18 protein-coding genes, 1 pseudogene and 1 riboswitch are annotated in these 15,506 nt (G+C 51.6%); of the genes and pseudogenes, 1 reads left to right on the forward strand and 18 read right to left on the reverse strand.

Translation table 11 applies throughout. The features are described from left to right. Positions 1–22: 22 nt before the first annotated feature. The 14 genes and pseudogenes from EVJ32_RS06365 to EVJ32_RS06425 all read right to left on the reverse strand — a co-directional run bounded on the left by EVJ32_RS06365 (position 23) and on the right by EVJ32_RS06425 (position 12,262). Positions 23–472 (reverse strand): OsmC family protein, encoded by a 450-nt coding sequence (locus EVJ32_RS06365; RefSeq protein ID WP_131457573.1) that lies wholly within the window; start codon positions 470–472, stop codon positions 23–25. A gap of 207 nt (positions 473–679) precedes the next feature. After that, entirely contained in the window at positions 680–1,756 is a 1,077-nt protein-coding gene (locus tag EVJ32_RS06370) for an RNA-guided endonuclease InsQ/TnpB family protein (protein ID WP_131457574.1), read from the reverse strand. A 4-nt stretch (positions 1,757–1,760) separates the two neighbouring features. Then, positions 1,761–2,159 carry an IS200/IS605 family transposase gene (gene tnpA / locus EVJ32_RS06375; RefSeq protein WP_131457575.1) on the reverse strand — a complete coding sequence of 133 codons (399 nt, stop codon included), beginning with the start codon at positions 2,157–2,159 and terminating at the stop codon, positions 1,761–1,763. Positions 2,160–2,428: 269 nt separating this feature from the next. Then, entirely contained in the window at positions 2,429–3,064 is a 636-nt protein-coding gene (locus tag EVJ32_RS06380; protein ID WP_131457576.1) for an SDR family oxidoreductase, read from the reverse strand. A gap of 23 nt (positions 3,065–3,087) precedes the next feature. Beyond that, positions 3,088–3,720 (reverse strand): thiamine phosphate synthase, encoded by a 633-nt coding sequence (gene thiE, locus EVJ32_RS06385; RefSeq protein WP_131457577.1) that lies wholly within the window; start codon positions 3,718–3,720, stop codon positions 3,088–3,090. Continuing rightward, complete coding sequence (locus tag EVJ32_RS16380; RefSeq protein ID WP_236639493.1) at positions 3,698–3,847, reverse strand: hypothetical protein; 150 nt, start codon at positions 3,845–3,847, stop codon at positions 3,698–3,700. Before EVJ32_RS16380 ends, thiE begins: the two co-directional genes overlap by 23 nt. 76 nt (positions 3,848–3,923) lie before the next feature. Beyond that, positions 3,924–3,971, reverse strand: a pseudogene (locus EVJ32_RS16385) (hypothetical protein); the annotation flags it as partial. After that, positions 3,950–4,246, reverse strand: a complete 297-nt coding sequence (locus EVJ32_RS16490) for a thiaminase II/PqqC family protein (RefSeq protein WP_370276222.1) — start codon at positions 4,244–4,246, stop codon at positions 3,950–3,952. The pseudogene EVJ32_RS16385 and the gene EVJ32_RS16490, both read right to left, overlap by 22 nt. Before the next feature lie 80 nt (positions 4,247–4,326). Next, positions 4,327–4,431, reverse strand: a riboswitch (TPP riboswitch). 61 nt (positions 4,432–4,492) lie between these two features. Further along, a complete protein-coding gene (gene pelG, locus EVJ32_RS06400; RefSeq protein WP_131457578.1) occupies positions 4,493–5,941 on the reverse strand; it encodes an exopolysaccharide Pel transporter PelG in 1,449 nt (482 codons plus the stop codon). Beyond that, a complete protein-coding gene (gene pelF / locus EVJ32_RS06405; RefSeq protein ID WP_070329468.1) occupies positions 5,922–7,340 on the reverse strand; it encodes a GT4 family glycosyltransferase PelF in 1,419 nt (472 codons plus the stop codon). The genes pelG and pelF overlap by 20 nt, the downstream gene beginning before the upstream one ends. Further along, positions 7,337–9,184 carry a DUF2194 domain-containing protein gene (locus EVJ32_RS06410; protein WP_131457579.1) on the reverse strand — a complete coding sequence of 616 codons (1,848 nt, stop codon included), beginning with the start codon at positions 9,182–9,184 and terminating at the stop codon, positions 7,337–7,339. The genes pelF and EVJ32_RS06410 overlap by 4 nt, the downstream gene beginning before the upstream one ends. After that, a complete protein-coding gene (locus EVJ32_RS06415; RefSeq protein ID WP_131457580.1) occupies positions 9,166–10,104 on the reverse strand; it encodes a tetratricopeptide repeat protein in 939 nt (312 codons plus the stop codon). The genes EVJ32_RS06410 and EVJ32_RS06415 overlap by 19 nt, the downstream gene beginning before the upstream one ends. A gap of 4 nt (positions 10,105–10,108) precedes the next feature. Then, the gene (locus tag EVJ32_RS06420) at positions 10,109–11,356 is read right to left on the reverse strand and encodes a GAF domain-containing protein (protein ID WP_131457581.1); all 1,248 of its coding nucleotides are present in this window, start codon (positions 11,354–11,356) and stop codon (positions 10,109–10,111) included. Positions 11,357–11,422: 66 nt separating this feature from the next. Further along, positions 11,423–12,262: a glycoside hydrolase family 191 protein gene (locus tag EVJ32_RS06425; RefSeq protein ID WP_236634139.1), complete on the reverse strand. Its 840-nt coding sequence runs from the start codon at positions 12,260–12,262 to the stop codon at positions 11,423–11,425. 108 nt (positions 12,263–12,370) lie between these two features. On the opposite strand from EVJ32_RS06425, the gene EVJ32_RS06430 reads away from it, so the two are divergent. Next, positions 12,371–12,766: an ion channel gene (locus EVJ32_RS06430; RefSeq protein WP_131457582.1), complete on the forward strand. Its 396-nt coding sequence runs from the start codon at positions 12,371–12,373 to the stop codon at positions 12,764–12,766. Positions 12,767–12,777: 11 nt separating this feature from the next. Here the strand turns inward: EVJ32_RS06430 and EVJ32_RS16285 are convergent, their stop codons facing one another. The 4 genes from EVJ32_RS16285 to tnpB all read right to left on the reverse strand — a co-directional run bounded on the left by EVJ32_RS16285 (position 12,778) and on the right by tnpB (position 15,387). Next, on the reverse strand, positions 12,778–12,930 hold the full coding sequence (locus EVJ32_RS16285; protein WP_167615759.1) for a hypothetical protein: 153 nt from the start codon (positions 12,928–12,930) through the stop codon (positions 12,778–12,780). 47 nt (positions 12,931–12,977) lie between these two features. Next, positions 12,978–13,817, reverse strand: a complete 840-nt coding sequence (locus EVJ32_RS06435) for an aminoglycoside 6-adenylyltransferase (protein WP_131457583.1) — start codon at positions 13,815–13,817, stop codon at positions 12,978–12,980. After that, positions 13,814–14,191 carry a pentapeptide repeat-containing protein gene (locus EVJ32_RS06440; protein ID WP_236639492.1) on the reverse strand — a complete coding sequence of 126 codons (378 nt, stop codon included), beginning with the start codon at positions 14,189–14,191 and terminating at the stop codon, positions 13,814–13,816. The genes EVJ32_RS06435 and EVJ32_RS06440 overlap by 4 nt, the downstream gene beginning before the upstream one ends. A gap of 104 nt (positions 14,192–14,295) precedes the next feature. Continuing rightward, positions 14,296–15,387 (reverse strand): IS200/IS605 family element RNA-guided endonuclease TnpB, encoded by a 1,092-nt coding sequence (gene tnpB / locus EVJ32_RS06445; protein ID WP_131457584.1) that lies wholly within the window; start codon positions 15,385–15,387, stop codon positions 14,296–14,298. Between the last annotated feature and the right edge of the window lie 119 nt (positions 15,388–15,506).

Below are 15,506 nucleotides of genomic sequence, written 5' to 3' on the forward strand. Positions count from 1 at the left end.
ATGGGTTGCCCCCATCCTCTCGTTATTTACGGGTCCATGTCGCCGTGATGTCGACGTCGGCCGCATGCATCAAGTTATGGATCGGACACCGGGCCTCGACACCTTTTTGCAGCGCCTCAATCCGTTCATCCGACTCGGTCGTGTCAAGCACGATGTTGACGTGCACGTTCTCGAAATAAGTCCGGACCCCTTCGACGCCTTGGAAGCCGCGCGGGTCGAGCGTCCCTTCCGTCGCGAACGTCACACCTTCATAGTTAAAGTCCTGGTCTTGCGCGACATAGGCAATCGTGATCGTCGTACACGATGATAGCGCTCCGAGTAAATATTCGAGCGGATTCGGTCCGGCATCGGTCCCGCCGAGACGTTCCGGCTCATCGACGATAAACGGCTCTAGGTCGCGCACATGCACCGTCGTCTTCACGCTCGTCGCTTCGCCCTCGGCCCGCATCGTCACTAATGGTTTTTCTGACATCCCATCTCCTCCTTTTGAAATCGCATCTCTACTATCGTTCCCGTTATGTCGGACCGTTTGACACTCCCACGGCTAAAGCCGCAAGCTCACCCCTTCGGTATGAGTGGGATTCTGAAGTGCCCGTGCGGACGCAGTCCATTTCTGTTTTGTCCAAGCCTTCAGATGAGGGTGTGCCATCACCCCTCCTAAGACAGACCCTATAGGTTCTCAGGCTGGCCGACTGTCACCATCGACCACAGGTGCGTATCGGATGTTCATCGCACCGACTAGATCTCTGTGTTTTTTGAATCCACACGGACAGGCGTACGTCCGGTCTTTCGCTTTGCTTCGTTCGCCACAAGAAGGACAGGTTTGAGAGGTGTAGGCCGGATTGACATATTCGACCTTGATCCCTTCGAGCTTTGCCTTGTACTCGATGAACAATGCCAAGCGATAGAACGACCAGGTGTGCAGGTTCTTGTTGTGTTTACGGCTTGTTCTTGCCGTCTGTCGGATGTTCGCCAGTTTTTCTAGGCGGATGACAGAAATATGATTCTCTTTCGCGAAGCCGACGATCTCACGACTGACCTTGTGATCTTTGTCTTTCATCCAGCGCTGCTCTTTGTTGTTCAGTTTCTTGATCGCATTCAGTTTCTTCTTTTGACCGAGCTCTTTCCGTTTCGCACGGAACTTGCGTTTCATGTACTTGTTCTCGCGCCCGTTCCCGAAGAATCGCACCTTGTCACAACTTGTGGACGCGACGGCGGGGACTTTCAGGCCGAGGTCCACCCCGAGCACGTTGGTGCCCCCCTTCTCCGTCGTGGGGACCGTGACAGCGATCTGCGCCATCCACTTGTTCGATTTCTTCGTGATGCGGAGCGTCCCGAGCTTGTGCGCGAGGAGCGTGGCGTGGCGGTTGTCCGGTTCGACTATCTCGGCGCGGATCGCCGTCTTTTTGACCTTGCCGTCGATTATGATGGGGAAGGAGATCGACTCGAAGTCGAACGAGTAGTTCTGGTTGTTCCAGGTGCAGTACGGTTTCTTGAGGACAGGGACGATTTGGAAATCCTTCTTCTTCGCCCTCCTGAACACGCTCTTCGCGTCCTGGATGGCCTGGTTCTTGACGGCGCTGGGCAGGTCGGAACTCACGTTTTTGCTCGTCAGTTTTAGGCTTTCTCGAGCCTGCACCATGTCCGAGACGAGCTGGTTTGTCGTGCGGATATAGGTGTCCATCATCCGCTCTAAGATCGACTGTTGCGCTTTTGTCGGATGAAGTTTGATGTTCACGGTCAATGCCTGTGACACGGTGTCACCCCCTTGTCTTTTGTTCCTCGACATAACGTTTGATGGTCTCACTGGAGACGTTTCCCGCCGTCGAGACGAAGAAAAATCTCGTCCAGAGGCTCGTGAGATGTGTGAGATGCGGAAACTCCTCCCTTAGCCGCTTCGACGAGACGCCTTTGATACGCGCCATGATGTCAGACGGGCTGATGGATGGCAACGCCGACAAGAATAGATGCGTGTGGTCCCGATCACACGCGATGGCGATGAGTCGAATGTCGAGCTCTTCGCAGACATCACGGACGATCTCTTTGAATCGTCGCTCGAACAAATCGTCATCAAATAGTTTTCGGCGATACCTCGGGCAGAACACGAAATGATAACGGATCATCGACACGGTGGTTTTGGTTCTTCTGTAGTTGTTCATACGTTTATGGTATCACTTTGTTTGTTTTAGTGATACATTTTCTTGGAATAAGATTCTGCTTGTAGATTTCTGAAGTTCCGACTAGCGGGACCCCGAAATCAAGCTCACGTTCATCCCACCACTAAAGGAGTGGGCTTTCTCGTTCGCAAATTCTGTAACGCGTCATCGCAAATCGCATAGTCGTTTTTCCTTGCTACTTGATTTGGTACATCGCTCGGTCACATCACCGCGAAAAAGCGAGCGGATTCGAATCCGCTCGCTCGCATGGTTTATATCGTTTCTTCGATTGCAGTGTCACCTTTGACCAAGTCGATGGCTTTGTTTGCCGCTTCTTGTCGACCGATGACATGGGCCAAGAACGCTGCGACATCCGCCCGCGGAATCTCACCCGTCGTCACGTTGTCGACGTTCACTTTGCCTGTACCGGCATCGTCTGTGAGCGCGCCTGGACGGACGATCGTATAATCGAGTCCACTCTGTTCGAGCAAACGGTCCGCATGATGTTTCGCCACGTAGTATGGCTTCATCGAATCAGGCCATGCCGAGCGGTCTTCCGCTTTCAAGGCACTGAGCATCACGAAGTGCTTGATGTTACCGTTCGCTTGGGCCGCCTCGACGCTTTTGGCTGCACCGTCTAGGTCGATAAGTAACGTTTTGTCGGCTCCCGTGCTGCCGCCCGAACCGGCCGCAAACACGACTGCGTCCATGCCGCTCATCGCTTGCTTCAACGTCTCGACATCACCTTCTAAGTCTCCGAGAACCGCCTGATAGCCGTTCGCTTTGAACTCGTCTAGCTGCTCTTGTTTCCGTACCATCGCGGTGACTTCGTGCTTCCCATCCTGCTTCAATCGTTCTACGAGTTGCTTTCCAATCTGTCCATTCGCTCCAATTACAAATACGTTCATCTGTCTTCCTCCTCAAATAAAATTCAGAGACAAGCGAAACGCCGTGTGGCCATGGCCACGTCCGGTGCAGAAGCAATGGCCGAGATGACAGCTACGCCGTCAGCCCCGTCACGCCGAATCGCTTCGACGTGTTCAGGCATGATTCCACCGATCCCCACGATTGGCAAATGCTGAAACCGGGCTCGCACTTGCCGAATGGGCACCGTTCCGTTCACTTCGGCCGCGTCTTGTTTCGACACAGTCGGATGAATCGGCCCAATTCCGACATAATCGGCATATCTCGAAGCCGTTGCGGCTTGCTCGAGCGAGTGGACCGAGACACCGAGACACTTCTTTGAATCGATTCGCCGACGAACGACTTCGGCTGTCGCATCTTCTTGTCCGACATGAACTCCGTCCGCATCGAGTTTGATTGCCAGCTCGACGTCATCGTTGACGATGAACGGGACACGGTACTGTCGACAAAGTGGATGCAACGTTCGTGCCATCGCTTCTTTTTTATCCCCATACAGTGGCTCTTTACCTTTTTCGCGAAATTGAAAACATGTCACGCCGCATTGAAGCGCCGTTTCGACCGTCTGAACGAGATCAAACGTATCTGCCGTGCCGCAGATGAAGTAGAGCTTTAATCGCTCAACGATAGGCGATGGATTCAATGGAAACCACCTCCTTCGGGTGCTTGTTGTACGCCCAATGATTTGTCAGTCCATGCCCGCTGCCGATCTGTAATCCGTGGGCGATGGCAATATGGATGAACTGTTTTGCCGTTAGTGCCGCTTCCATAACCGTCCGTCCGTTCGCGTGCTCCGCTGTTAGCGATCATGACCGGATCGACGACGATATTTTGAAAACGATGCTGCTCGATCGCACTAGCCACGACATCAATCAACTCATGATTGAACAGCAACCCAGTCTTACGCGCCGAGATGATAAAGTCTGATCCGACCGCATCGAGCTGGCGTGCGTCAAAAAACGGCTCGCAAGTTCCATCGTCGGGGCAAGAGTCACCCCTTTAGCCTGAACTTTCGAAAATTGATTCAAGTAGTACGAGTCTTGCATCACGTAATGCCGAAACTTCGCCTCGTCGAGCGTCCCGTCTCCGAGCGCGCGGACGAACGGATGGTGGAAACTCGCCTCAAACAAGGCGTCGGCCTCTTGGCGGATATGTGCGGTAAACGTCATCGTATTCTCCTCCTTTGCATAAAAAAGACGCCGCCTCCCATAACGGAAGCGGCGTCGGCCATACACAAAGAGTGTGAGACAGGACGTTTCGCCCACTTCCCTCCGCTAGCGTGAACTAGATCAGGTTCAAAGGGTCTGGACCTCGTCCATCTCAGCCGCGTCAAGCGACTCCCCTAGTGGCAAACATTATGAAATTTGGTCATCTTCGACCACATCATATCAATCTTTTTGAAAAATGCAAACTCTTTAACGCGAGAAGCGACGGTTGAGCGCGGTCCCAAAATGCGAGAACCGTTCTGTCCCGAGCTTACGACGGTTCGAGGCCGCAAACACGTAATAATCGACCTTCCCCATAAAATAAATCAAGCGCAGTCCTGCGATAAAGAACGTGATCGTCGTGCTGACAGCAAAGCCGACCCCATACCAATCGATCCCGCGCGATAGTAACGACAACGTGAACAAGGCGTTCAGTATGAAGAACGAGAGGCTGACGAACAACGCCCCACGCCGGTCCTCAAAATACAGCAAGAGCAGCGTCAGTACGAGAATCATCGCGTTCGCGAACGCGGCGAGCGTCGTCATCCGGAAAATCTGGCCGACTTCTTCCGGGACACCGATCCACCCGACGAACACACCCGCCATCAGGATCGCGAACAAGGTGACAACACCTTGACTTCGCCCAAGTCGGATCAATTCATTTTTCAACACCGTCGTCATCGTCTGCTTCGCTTTCTCAATTTGGTGTAACGCCCCGCCATAATTGATCAAGCCGTAAAACGTTCGGTAGCGCTCGTAAAACCTTGTCTCGACAGCGACGACGAACAAGAGCTGGGTCGGGATGATCGTCAAGTACGACCAGAACACGGCCGTGTCATAATACGGATTGAACACGAACGAATCGGCAATCACCATGCGCCCTTCACCAAACCAGATGATGAAGTTGGTCACCCAGATCCCAAGCACGTATAACACACCGATGGCGAACAAGTCCGGATACTTATCAAAGTACCGGAAGTATGAAAATTCTCGCGTCGCATACCTGAGCGGGAACGTTCGGAGCATCGCGAAGAATAGCCCGAACAGCGTCACGACCATCCCAACGGTAAAGCCAAACAGAAGTTCGAGGCTCGATGGGTTGACCATGAGACGACTGATCAAATAGACGCTCGCGACTGAAATAACCCCGCCTAGCAAGAAGCTGTAAGCGACCGCTTGATAAAATTTGGCGGCGCTCAAGAACAAGAACATGACCCAGATAACGTTGATGGTCATGAATAAGACGAACAGGACGAGCTTATAGGCTAAACCGAGCGGTGAAATCAGCCAAAACACGCTATACATGACGACGGCAGCGAGAATCGTCACTTTTAACATGCCGGTGAAGACAGGAAAGATCTCATGGGCTTTCTTTTCATAAAATAAATCGGCCACGTATCGCGTGACGACGAGCTGCTGAAAACTAAATAGAATTTGCGAGAAAATGAACGCGTAAGACACGGATAGCATAAACAGCGTCCGTTCCTCGAGTGACAACATCGGCATCTGAAACGCCAACCATTGAATCGTACCGACAACGAGGATGACGATCAGCCAAGGGCCTGATGTGACGAGCCCGGAAAACGTGTACGCCTTCAGTCTTGAAGAGTAATAGTCTTCTTGAAACAACTTTTGTAACTTAAACCCGATGCCCGCCATACTGTTCCCTCCTCGCTTCATAGATGGCTTTATAGCGGTCGACGAACTGTTGCAATCGATAATACTGACGGACACGCTCGCGGCCGTTTTTACCGAAGCGCATCCGTTCGCGCGGATAATCCATCATCCATTCGACTTTGTCAGCGATGGCTTCCGGATGGACCGGAGGAACGATGAAGCCGGCCGGACCGAACGGATCGTCAGCGCGTCCGTAAAGTAGTTCCGAACAAGCCCCGACATCGGTCGCCACCCAAGGGATGCCAGCCGCCATCCCTTCTAAAATGGCGAGCGGTTGCCCTTCCGATATGCTCGTCAGCAACAACAAATCAAATTTCGGCAACCAGTCTTGTACGTTCACTTTCCCGACTAGTTCGACATAGTCGGTCAGCCCGCTCTGCTCAATCAGTAGACGACACTCTTCGGCGTACTCTTCGTCCTCATCAAGCGGACCCATGATCGTCAGTTTAAACAGCCGATGGCGCTCTTGAAGGATTTTTGCGGAATAAATCATCGTCTTCAAATCCTTAATCGGAACGAGGCGGACGATAGCCCCGATTTGGAACACATCATTCTCGGCTCGCTCAAGCGTAGCGTGGATATGACGGTCGTCAATCCCGTTGGCGATAATTTTCGTCTTCTCGCTAGGCGCCCCAATCCACTCTTGATATTCGCGATTCCGCTCAAACAGTGTGATAATCTCGTCGGCCGCGTTATACGCCTCGCGTGACAAGTGATGGAAAAAGCGAACCCATCTCGGTTTGTAAGGGGACGGAATCCAATAGGACTGAAGGATTTCTTCCTCGCGTTCACGTGAGTAGATGCCGTGTTCGGTCAAAATGAACGGGATACCTTGCGTCTCTTTCATGTAAGATGCGACGACACCGGCGTAGCCTGTCGAGATGGAGTGGACGAGATCGACTTTTGGTAACGGTTGATGCAACACACGCAAGATCGGCATATACATACTCTGCCACATCCAAAAATAATCGATGAACGAGCCACCGTTCATTTCTTCTGCGTAAGCCGATTTTACGTTTCTCCAAAAGAACTCGCTTGAGAAGAAGGCTTGGCTTGATGGGACTTGTTTCCCGAGAATGCCAAGCGCTTGCCGGTTCGGGTTTTTCAACATGAGCCATTCCGAAATTTTCCGCTCGTCTTCGGCGTCGAGCTTCATTCGACCCTTCGCCTTTTTATCCATATCGCTTAAATAAAGGTGCGTGATCCCTGACACGTTTTGCGGCAACTCATATTTCATATCTTCTGGCCGCTTGACCGATGGCTGAATCGAGATGATTTCAAACTCGACTTCCGGCATCGCTTCAATCAGCGTCTGCGTCCAACTCGAGACACCTCCGCTCACATACGGGTAACTCCCTTCTAACACGAGCCCAATCTTCATTGCGGGTCCCCCTTGATGGCGATTTCAGCGTTCGCTGATGTCAATTGGACCAGATAGAGTGGACGGTCCGCCTCCATCTGCTCGACCGTGCCGAATGCGAATTTGCCTGTGTCCAATGATTGGCCGACTTTTAGACGGACGGTGAAGTGTGACGGATTGACGAGTCCGTCCCCAGTCAAGTAAATGGTCTCGTCATCAAACGTGACGTTCAAGTCTGCCTCTTGATACGTGATTAGTTTTTCCGTCGCATAGTGTTGTGTGTAGGCCTCTAAATAGGGATAGCTGACGTTGACATCATCGACGATTTTTTTCAAACTGGCGAACATCGTATCCCAGTCGCGACCGAAAGCACGGTCTGGGTCGATGACGTCATCCGGGTGGATAAAGTGTGAAAACACCCCAAAGTTAGCGATCGCATCGACCATTTGGAAGATCGAACCTCTTTCTTCCCCGTAGTCACTCGTGATACGCGGGAAATGATAGATTCCGGTATGTGTCGTATCAAATTCGAACTCTTGGACAAAATCACCATTTTCCGGGTCACCGGTATAGAGTGACGCAATCGTCCGCAGTTCAGGCAACGCCTCAGCAATCGCGTCGACACCGGTGCGATTGAGTGCATTCGAAGGTGGGACGTATGATTTGAGTTGTTCTGCCGGGAAATAGTTAGCAAATACCGACTCTGCCTGCAGCAACGAACGCTTCATCTCGTCCTTGTCTTTCCACGGAATATATCCGTACGTCGGATCGATCGGTTCATCGGCCGTGACAAGCGATTGGTGGTTATATCCGTGCAACCCGATTTCACCACCCTGCGCCAATAGTTTTCGACCGAAATAGAGCATCGGGAACTCGCCACGTTTAATCAATTTTTCATCTAGCAGTTCCATCTCTTCTTCGTACGTCCCGATCATCGCGCCCGTGTAAATGACGTCGTCATCTTGAGCCATGTCGACCATGTCTTTCCACCAATCTTCGGCAAAGAAGTCTTTGACCGATTTATCGAGTGGTGTCGCCGAGACATCTTTCATCTTGCCGTCCATGACTGGAGCCGGAAAGTCATCGATATACATGAGCTTAATCGCCGCTTGGGCACCCACGAACGCAGGCGGTAACGTTCCGAGCGTTTGGACGAACAGTCCGCGAATCATCTTTTGATCGGTGATCGTTGTATTCCAGTACAGAACGTTCCCATCACCGACCTCATATTCCCAAAGGACGGGAAACCCTTCCGCTGACAGCAAAACGTTCGCTTCGTCTGCAATTGCGAAGTCGACGACACTATGGACGAACAGATCGTCCGGTGGATTCAAGTCGACATAACCCGGGAAAACCGTTTCTTCGAAGTTCAGACCGTAAACGTCTGGAACGAATTCACCGATTTCTTCGATACCTGTCACTTCATTCCAAGCGGGGTCTTTGAAACGGTTGGCGAACACGACATTGCCTCCTTGTTCGACGAACCGTTTCGTCTCTTGCAATGGCCATGTCGCGGTTTGTTCTCCTGTAAATACGATGATGCTGTAGGGAGACGGCGTGATCGAACTGACCGCACCCGCATCAATTTCTCGAACGTCTAGTTTGGCGTAACGCAAACCATACAATAAATTATCTGCCGTATTGACCGCCAAATCACCTTCGTCTCGGACAAGGTAAACTTGAAGTTGATGCTCTCCTGTTTTAGCGGAAGCATCCCCTTGCAATTGGTCGATATTCATTCGTTGTTCAGCAACGTTCGGTAACAACGTATGCAAGGAATGGATCCTCAAGTATTGGATTGCACCGACGACGACGAGAAATAACACGATGAAGAGCGAGAATGAGATTATAGTTCGTTTTTCCATGATGTCGAGTCACTCCATTCTTCAAACAACAGTCGGTGCTCATACGGCACATCGTCTAACGAAAATTGTGTTTGCATCATAAACATGACAGCCTTCACCTCGGTCCACCGCTCCCGTTCATAGTAAAAGTCGATGAGCATGAGGTGGGCCTCGATGCGTTCCGGGAAATGGTGAACATACTCCTTCAAAATTTCGAGCTGATCTCTCGGACGTTTTAATGTGATGTAGACTTCGTTTAAATCCTCATAAATCCATGGCGACGGCGGATACAGTGTCTTCGCTGTCAAAATCTCTTTTAACCAGGCCTCGCGTTTGTCTTTCAACATGACTTCCGTGATCAGTTCACTGTGAACCATCCGTTTGTATATTGTCGCTAGCCGGCGAATCGTTTCCGGGTTTCCTAAATCGTATTCACGCTTCGCCAATTTCAATTCCTGCTCATACTGATTGATGAGAATGTTCATCGTCGCGGCCGCATAATGGACCGTTTCACTGTCCGTGCTCTCAAGCCCCATCTGCAAGTATTTCCCTTGGTTATTGATGGACTGGTTGACGTGCGTCAAAATCGAGTGCTTGCGGATCGCGGGATCTTTTGAATTGATGGCATCGGCTAACGGCAACAGGCTAGAGCTCGTTTTCGCATCGTGCCGAATCTGCTCATAATTGACGACCCGAAAATCAATATACTCATCGTAATCTTCAATCAGTCCGCTCCGATCAAAGCGTTCTGCGAAGCGATAAATCGCATATACTGCGACTTCAGCGACAAAAGGTAAAAATAGGCCGAAGCATAAAGCGACCACTGCCACCCCGTAGTCTAGCGCTTTCATTTTCCGCTTCAACACCACTAACAAAACGAACGCTAAGATTGCGTGAATCACATAGAGCCCAATCCAAACTAAACTGTCGATGGCTTCCATGAACTCACACTCCCTTCTGGATCAAAATCCCTTCGATCCGATCATAAATTCGTTGACGGTTCTCCTCACTCGTTCCTGGGAGTAGCAGCAAGAGCTTGTTCTCGTCTTCGTCATAACCGACAATATCAATCTCTCGCAAATACGACTGCACGATCGCTTCAATACTTTCGAGCGAGACTGGTTCATAACCGAGCGCATACTCGAGTACGATGAACGGTTGGTCGTGATGAAGTTTCTTTTGCTCTTGAAGCGCCATTATCTCGATGAACGCCTCTTTCTTATAGAACGATGTGCCCGGGTAGAGCTTCTCGTGTTGCTCTTTACGAATCAAGTTTTGCGCGTTTGTGATTCGCGTCCCAATCCATGAGAACAGGATATTTAATACGTGGAGGTCATCTGTCGTCAGTTTCCGGAGCGGCAGACGCTTAATGACGACAACTTCACGCGTCTCTCCGTCAATCACAATCGGAGCGAGCAACATCGGATCCGTGTCGTCATCATCGAGTTGTCGTAACATCGTTTCTTGGACTTGGAAGAAACGTTTGAACATACTCGACGCCTCATCTAAGAAAATTGTTTGTGGAAACTCTTTCTTCTCGGCTTGGCGAATGATTAGACGCATCGACTTTTGCGATCGATCGACATGATAGATGGCGACGTCGCTCGCCAAGAAATATTTTTTAAGCAGACGAATCGTCTCGCTACGAATCAATTCAGGATGTGGCAAGTCAAGCGAGACAGCTAGTTCGTACAATTGATTTAAACTGTATTCCGATTGAAGTAATTTTTGACGAAGAGTCGTTTGCGAAGTGTTGAGTAAATCGACGGTCTCTTTCAAATACGTGTTTTCATCTTTCAGTTCTTCGTTGCGAAACTGACTGATTTCATAACGCTCTCGAAATGAAGTGCTAAACAAGCCGACGATGACGGTGAGTGCGAAGTAATAGAAAAGGGTGAGAAGTGAGTTTGTATCGTAGAACAGTAAGAAGATATCGCCTCCGACAAGTCCGGTGTAGAGGACTTTGTACAGCAGCAAGACGGCGAAACTAATCAATCCAAAGGTTGTTCCGTAACGTAGCGCGAATAAGATGGCGGCTACATAAAATAGGTTCAAATCATTTTGAATCGTCCCTAAATTGAAAGCTAAATCGATTCCAATCAACAGAGTAAACACGACAAGAATTTCGGCCCACTTAATCCACGGGCGGTCTTGAGCATATAGAATGATAATCCCCTCCCAACGATTAGTCACAGCTTCATAACACGAATGTCATGCTTACTTATTTGGCGCTCGCAGCAAATTCCCCTGCTAATTTTCTTAATCTCCTTCCTGAAAATCCCACGTATCGTAATAAGTGGGTTCATGATAATGGATGAACCCGTTCGCTTCCGCCAAGTCTCGACTAATGGCTTCCTCTTGGTCCGAAACGGTAAGTACCGCAGTCCCATACTGTTCTTGAATCACATTCATCCGGTCCAACATGTCCATCGACCAAGAGTCCGATGTGATCTCCGAATAATTGAACCCCTCCCACATGAACCCATCCACGTATGGAGCGCTCGTTCGTTCAAGCGTTTCGATTCCCCAATTTTGTACAATCGGGACCCCGGGGTAAGTCTGTTTAATCGCTTTTAAAAATGCTTCTAACCCGTTCAATTGTTCAGTCAAGTCTTCGGGATAGTCGAGGTGTACATCGTCGATATCTCCAACCGTGTCTAAAAAGATACCGTCCAAGTGTTTATTGATGACTTGCTTTTGAATTTCGCGCATCAAAATCTTCCGAAAATGGTCCGAACTGATATCCGTCAAATAAGAATCCCATTTCGGAAAATAAATCCGCTCTCCGTCCCGATAGAAAAAATCATCTTGTTTCATTTGACCGATCAGTTCCCGATTCCACGTGTCCGCCTCCATCACGTTTATATAACCGAGCACTTTCGTGCCGTTCGAACGAATCGCTTCAATCTGTTCCGGTGTATACCAAATCGGTTCGATGATCACGAGATCATACCGGGTCATATCCTCAATAATCGCCTCGGTCGGAATGTTGTAAAAAATTTTATACGAGCTGATTTTATCAAAATCAAATGGTTTCTTCGTGGCACATCCACCTAACAGCAGAAGCAGCACTAAACTCGTCAACCTAAAGCGTCGCACACGGACACCTCCTTGTCGCAGAATCCTTCATGGTGCAATCAGGTCCGTTTGACGTCAATTGTTCAGGGAAACAACTTAGTATGACTTAGCAAAAAAGGAGAGATGAGGATGAATACGATTTTACTGACGGTTGCCCTCTTATTCGTCGGACTGAACGTATATACCTTCTTCCGCCGACAGACGTACCGGCAGACTGGATTTGACGGCCGGTTATTCAGCCACCTTTTTATCAGCTTGTTAGGCGTGTTGGTCGGGTTTGCCTTGGTGTATTACGCGTTGTCGTGGGACGGGGTCATTCTCGTCACGTCACTTGAGACGATGACCGCTGTCGAGCCATCATGGCAAAATCTGCTCTATTTCAGCGGCGTCACGCTTCTATCAATTGGATTCGGTGACTTACTGCCGGTTGGGCCGGCCCGTCTGTTCGCCCTACTCGAAGCGGCAATCGGAATCTTGCTCCCGACCGCGTTTTTCGTAAAATCGATGTATAAAAAAGAAGACTGACAAGCAGTCTTCTAACGTCCGGTGATAAGTAAAAACATGTTAAATGCGACGAGTCCAAGCGGAAATAAGGCCACGACAACGATTGGCCATTTCTTCGTCCGGATGCCGACAAATAAGAGTAAACTCCCCACTAGGAGCGCGATGAACGTCGTATACGGATTCAAGCGTCATTCCCCCTTCTATAGAGTGGGTTTCCCGACTCGGCTAAAAACTAATCGTTTGAAGTCCAAAGCGTCGAAAAAGCGTCACGAATCCGCTTGGACTCGTCGTCCCGAAATGAGTTGCCACTTTTCTCCGAAACACGCCGACTGACGACGCAGAACTGCTCGACCAACGTTTCAAACGCGGCTGCAATCGCCGCAGGATCCGCGACCGGGTATGTCCGTAAGTATGCTTGCCAAGCTTGATTTGATAAGTGGTTCACCAAAGCGTCCCCAGCTTTCCCGATATTCGAGGAAAAGCCGGTCCTATATCCGACATCCCACGCCATCATCTGTCGGAGCATGTCTCGCATGATCGTCACGTGATCGAGCGCATACAGCAGTTGATTGCGCCTTAGTCCTTTCACGACATACAATGACACCCACCAAAACTCGTTCCAACACGACGCATAGTCAAACGCGCTCGGGCGTTTGACTCGGTACGTCTCATCGCTCGGCACAGGACGTCCTGCCGTGTCATCTTTATCGAGCATGACGAGACTGAGCGAATCTTCCGCAATCGCCTCCTGCACGACGCGAACAGGACGAACGGTCAGATCGATCCGATGACCGGCTGCAAACTGGACGAGAAACGCAAACCGCTCGTATCTTGTTTGAGACGGTGACTCGTCCGGTGTCTGCATGATCAACACCTCGCCGAACCGATCGATCCAGGATTGATCCGTTATGAACGATGATACGTCCAGAACGAAAAACGTGACATCTACATCTTGAAACCGGTCTGGGGAAACGTGCGGATTGACGAGCGATCCGTTCAACACCATGATTCGGATGTCTTCCCGCTCCTCCGCCAAAGCGAGTAGCTGCTCTAGCACCTGGTTATTGTTCATTCGACGATGGCCCCGAGCGAACGGGCGACTTGGACCGCCTGCATGACGTCGAGTTTCGTCTTTTTGAGCGTAACGTCCGTGAAATCGACCCCGTCCATGTCAGCACCTATGAAGTCGGCAGCCGTACAGTCCGCATGCTGCAGGACGGCACGTGTCAACGTAGCGTTCGTCCAACGTGACTCCTTCAAGTCCGCCCCGTACAAATCAGCCTCTACTAGACGAACATTCGACCAATCCATTTTCCGGAGCGGCGCGTGACGCAAATTGACGAACGACCAGTCGCCCCCACGAACGGTCACTCCTCCGAACGTACACGACTCGAACGAGGAACCGGTCGTCTTGCACTGATCGAACTCACGTGAACTACTCACCACTTATTTGCTTCGCAACTTGAAGTGGGAGCTTCTTGGGAAGACCATGCTTTGACCAGCCACGGTTGTGGACCAAGCTCGTCGGGCAGTCCCTGCCCTGGGGTGTTTCAGTCCGCGAGGCGCAACAGGTTGAGGCTCGCGTTGACGTCGCGGTCGTGGTGCGTGCCGCATGCGGCACAGGTCCACTCGCGGACGTCCAGGTCCTTCTTGCCGCCGTTCTCGCCGCAGGCCGAACAGACCTGGGTCGAGGCGAACCACGGGTCGGCCTTGATGAGCGTCCGTCCATAGAACCTCGCCTTATATTCCAGCTGGCGGACGAACTCGCCCCACCCGGCGTCCCCGATCGATTTTGCCAGGCGGCGGTCCTGCATCATCTCCCTCGGCTTCAGCGTCTCGACGACGACGACTTGGTTCTCGTCGACGATGCGTCGTGACAGCTTGTGGAGGAAGTCGTGCCGTCGGTTCTTGACCTGCTCGTGTTTCTTCGCGAGGACGAGCCGGGCCTTCTCGCGGTTCCGGCTGCCGGGCTTCTTGCGGGAGAGCGAGCGCTGCGCCCGTTTGAGCCGTTCCTCGGCCTCGCGCAGGTTGCGCGGGTTCGGGACCTTCTCCGTCACGAGCGCGTCGTTCGTCATGACGGCGAAGTGCCCGAGGCCGAGGTCGATCCCGATCTTGTGCTCGGCCGGGACCCACGGCTCGTCGGGCTGCTCGACGAGGAGCGACACGAAGAACTTGCCCGTCTTCGTCATCGACACGGTCGCCGAGTGGATGGCCCCGTCGAAGATTCGGTGCTGTGTGAACCGGACGAACCCGACCTTCGGGAGCCGGACCCGGTCCCCTTCAATGCGGATCGTGCCGTGCTGGTTGTTCGTCGTGTAGGAGGCGCGCGCCTTCCGTTTCGACTTGAACACCGGGAAGCCGGCCGTCCCGGTGAAGAACTTCGCGAACGCCGCGTCGAGGTGCAGCTTCGCGTTGGCGAGCGCGAGGCTGTCCGCCTCGCAGAGGAACGGGAACAGGGGCTTGTACGAGGCCGGTGTCGGCAGTTTGCGTTTCGGGCCGGTCCCAGCCTTCGCCTCCTCGTGGATGGTGATACGGTCCTCGAGCAGCTTGTTGTAGACGAAGCGGGCGCAACCGATCGTCCTGACGAGGAACTCGGCCTGTGCCGCCGTCGGGTGGAGCCTATATTTGTAGCCCTTCAGCATGTCTCCGCCTCCTCCCGGCCGATGATCGTGATGAACGTCTTCCTCATCCGATACCCGCGACGGGGGAAGGGAAATCTGACGGAATCACGAACTTCTGTTCGTCATATCTGTCACAGGGG

The organism is Exiguobacterium sp. SH5S4 (assembly GCF_004337045.1).
GTDB classification, from domain to species: domain Bacteria; phylum Bacillota; class Bacilli; order Exiguobacteriales; family Exiguobacteriaceae; genus Exiguobacterium; species Exiguobacterium aurantiacum_A.

What these genes read in the sequence shown, in the direction of transcription:
- EVJ32_RS06365 (WP_131457573.1), bottom strand. Translation starts at nt 472, where the DNA reads ATGTCAGAAAAACCATTAGTGACGATGCGGGCCGAGGGCGAAGCGACG.
- tnpA (WP_131457575.1), bottom strand. Translation starts at nt 2,159, where the DNA reads ATGAACAACTACAGAAGAACCAAAACCACCGTGTCGATGATCCGTTAT.
- EVJ32_RS06380 (WP_131457576.1), bottom strand. Translation starts at nt 3,064, where the DNA reads ATGAACGTATTTGTAATTGGAGCGAATGGACAGATTGGAAAGCAACTC.
- EVJ32_RS16380 (WP_236639493.1), bottom strand. Translation starts at nt 3,847, where the DNA reads ATGGAAGCGGCACTAACGGCAAAACAGTTCATCCATATTGCCATCGCC.
- EVJ32_RS16490 (WP_370276222.1), bottom strand. Translation starts at nt 4,246, where the DNA reads ATGACGTTTACCGCACATATCCGCCAAGAGGCCGACGCCTTGTTTGAG.
- pelG (WP_131457578.1), bottom strand. Translation starts at nt 5,941, where the DNA reads ATGGCGGGCATCGGGTTTAAGTTACAAAAGTTGTTTCAAGAAGACTAT.
- pelF (WP_070329468.1), bottom strand. Translation starts at nt 7,340, where the DNA reads ATGAAGATTGGGCTCGTGTTAGAAGGGAGTTACCCGTATGTGAGCGGA.
- EVJ32_RS06410 (WP_131457579.1), bottom strand. Translation starts at nt 9,184, where the DNA reads ATGGAAAAACGAACTATAATCTCATTCTCGCTCTTCATCGTGTTATTT.
- EVJ32_RS06415 (WP_131457580.1), bottom strand. Translation starts at nt 10,104, where the DNA reads ATGGAAGCCATCGACAGTTTAGTTTGGATTGGGCTCTATGTGATTCAC.
- EVJ32_RS06430 (WP_131457582.1), top strand. Translation starts at nt 12,371, where the DNA reads ATGAATACGATTTTACTGACGGTTGCCCTCTTATTCGTCGGACTGAAC.
- EVJ32_RS06435 (WP_131457583.1), bottom strand. Translation starts at nt 13,817, where the DNA reads ATGAACAATAACCAGGTGCTAGAGCAGCTACTCGCTTTGGCGGAGGAG.
- tnpB (WP_131457584.1), bottom strand. Translation starts at nt 15,387, where the DNA reads ATGCTGAAGGGCTACAAATATAGGCTCCACCCGACGGCGGCACAGGCC.